The following is a 2,691-nucleotide window of genomic DNA, read 5'->3' as shown; positions in this document are numbered from 1 at the left end:
ATCGACTGGGAGAAGCTCCGCCACAAGTAACGGAGCTAACAGGAGACCAGCAGATCATTTTGGAGGTATTGGGTGAGCGCTATCGGCAAATTTATTCCTAAATCAGGTGCGGAATGTCGGCCTTAGCCCGGCGCCGGGCTTGCATCATTTCTAGTAGAAGCGTCTAATAACCCCCATGCCAACCAGCGACGCTCTGCCCCGCCGCCCTCGCGGCCGCCCTGCCCAGCACGGGCACACCTATGCCGACACCCGGGATCTGTTGATCCGCCGGGGCATGGAGCTGCTGACCGAACAGGGCATCGCCGCCACCTCCATCGAGCGGGTATTGCAGTCGACCGGGATCCCCAAGGGCTCCTTCTATCACTACTTCGCCACCAAGCACGACTTCACCCTGGCGGTCATGGATGCCTATCACCATTACTTCTGCCGCAAGCTGACGCGCTATCTGGAGGATGAGAGCCTGCCCCCCCTGGCCCGCCTTGTCGCCTTCGTCGACAGCGCCTGCCGGGGCATGACCCGTTATGCGTTCCAGCGGGGCTGCCTTGTGGGCAACCTGGGTCAGGAGGTGGTGCAACTGTCCCCCGAGCTGCGCCTGCGCCTCGAGCAGATCCTCCTCGACTGGGAGGCGCTGCTCGCCCGCTGCCTGAGGGATGCCGTGACGGCGGGGGAGCTGCCCCCTGATTGTGACTGCCCTGCCCTCGCCCATCAGTTCTGGATCGGCTGGGAAGGGGCCGTGCTGCGCGCACGCCTGGTGGGCGATACCGAGCCCATGCTCTCTTTTTTCAATTTTTTCATGAAGTTAGCAAAGTGATTTTTTTACGAATATTAATAGTCAACCAGTCCAATTAATGGGAGTAGACAAGATGTTCAACGGTATTCTGATCGAGAAAGACGAGGCGGGTTATCGCGCCAGCTACCAGAGCCTCTCCGAGGAGATATTGCCTGCCGGGGATGTGACCGTGGCGGTACAGTGGTCTTCCCTCAACTACAAGGATGGCCTGGCCCTCACCGGCGCCTCCCCCGTGGTACGCCGCTTCCCTCTGATCCCCGGTATCGACTTTGCCGGTACCGTGCTGGAGAGCCAGCATCCCGACTGGTACCCCGGCGACAAGGTGGTGCTCAACGGATGGGGCGTGGGCGAGACCCACAGTGGCGGGCTGGCAGAGCGGGCACGGGTCCGGGGCGACTGGCTGGTCGCCCTGCCTGAGCGCTTCCAGCCCCGGGACGCCATGGCCATCGGCACCGCAGGGTACACCGCCATGCTCTGTGTGATGGCGTTGGAGAAGCACGGCATCACCCCCGGTGACGGTGACATTCTGGTGACGGGCGCCAACGGCGGCGTGGGCAGCGTGGCGATCACCCTCCTGGCCAAGCTGGGCTATCGAGTGGTGGCCGCCACCGGGCGGCTGCACGAGGCCGACTATCTGACGTCCCTCGGCGCCGCCGAGGTGATCGATCGCGCCGAACTGGCCGCGCCGGGACGCCCGCTGGGCAAGGAACGCTGGGCCGGCGTCATCGACACCGTCGGCAGCCACACCCTGGCCAATGCCTGCGCCACTACCCGCTACGGCGGCGCCGTGGCCGCCTGCGGTCTGGCGGGAGGGATGGACTTCCCCTCCACCGTCATGCCCTTCATCCTGCGCGGCGTCACCCTCTATGGCATCGACAGCGTGATGGCACCGCGCCCGCTGCGTCAGCAGGCCTGGGCCCGACTGGCCGAGGATCTCGACCTGACCCGCCTCCATCTCCTCACCCGGGAAGTGCCCCTCTCCCAGGTCGTGCCCCTGGGGGATGCCTTCCTGGCAGGCCAGGTGCGCGGCCGGATCCTGGTCAATGTCCAGGGGTGATGACTGACGCGATATGAGCCGGCTCGCCTGACCACGTCAGGCGAGCCTCTCCAGGGCATTTCGCAGCCACACGGAACGTCACTCCTCCTTCCCATCGTCCATGACAATGGACAACAGATGCGTTCAAACACTCAAGTGCAGGTTTCCCGGACAGAGGGACCGAGACACCTCTATATGCCGCACCTTCCCGCTGCGCACCCTCCCCCATCGATGCAGACAACCGTCACTCCTCACCGACAAGCCCCTGCCCTGGATACCCGTATTCGCCGACATGAGGCCCTGTTCGCCCACGACTGCGAACCATTGTCTTGCCCACTGACAGACCCCCGTTAAACAATCGATGCATCGAACAAATAATTCAGAATAGGAATACGTTTTATTTATCACCGCATATAAAAAGGGCGCATCACCTTGTATTAAACCTGTTTTTTGTATGGAAAAGCCCGAATCAAATGACAGGGTGCATTACACTCAAAACGACGCTTCATACCCAGAAAGTGTGAAGGGTTCGTCAACGAAGAGATGTCGGATGATTCTATTTTCTTGGCTGGGGTGTACTTATGGAAGGTGCGAACAAGTCCCTGATATGAGATCATGTTTGTCATCTGGAGCCATGAAAAAGGGTTCATCATGAGTCATCAGCTCACCTTCGCCGACAGTGAATTCAGCAGTAAGCGCCGTCAGACCAGAAAAGAGATTTTCTTGTCCCGCATGGAGCAGATTCTGCCATGGCAAAACATGGTGGAAGTCATCGAGCCGTTTTATCCCAAGGCTGGTAATGGCCGGCGACCTTATCCGCTGGAAACCATGCTACGCATTCACTGCATGCAGCATTGGTACAACC

2 protein-coding genes and 1 pseudogene are annotated in these 2,691 nt (G+C 60.5%); all 3 read left to right on the top strand.

What is annotated here, in order from left to right; genetic code table 11:
• Positions 1–175: 175 nt before the first annotated feature.
• Complete coding sequence (locus tag ACNPAA_RS20715) at positions 176–811, top strand: TetR/AcrR family transcriptional regulator (RefSeq protein WP_161469687.1); 636 nt, start codon at positions 176–178, stop codon at positions 809–811.
• A gap of 52 nt (positions 812–863) precedes the next feature.
• Positions 864–1,847 (top strand): MDR family oxidoreductase, encoded by a 984-nt coding sequence (locus ACNPAA_RS20710; RefSeq protein WP_279988364.1) that lies wholly within the window; start codon positions 864–866, stop codon positions 1,845–1,847.
• Between the two features lie 630 nt (positions 1,848–2,477).
• A pseudogene (locus tag ACNPAA_RS20705) lies at positions 2,478–2,691 on the top strand (IS5/IS1182 family transposase); the annotation flags it as partial.

The organism is Aeromonas sp. PS2Canimalfood6, assembly GCF_048276795.1.
Classification (GTDB): Bacteria; Pseudomonadota; Gammaproteobacteria; order Enterobacterales; family Aeromonadaceae; genus Aeromonas; species Aeromonas caviae.
Note: the sequence above shows the minus strand (reverse complement) of the source record. Positions and strands in the feature narration are given on the sequence as shown.

Coding starts and splice junctions, on each gene's coding strand:
- ACNPAA_RS20715 (WP_161469687.1), top strand. CDS start 176: ATGCCAACCAGCGACGCTCTGCCCCGCCGCCCTCGCGGCCGCCCTGCC.
- ACNPAA_RS20710 (WP_279988364.1), top strand. CDS start 864: ATGTTCAACGGTATTCTGATCGAGAAAGACGAGGCGGGTTATCGCGCC.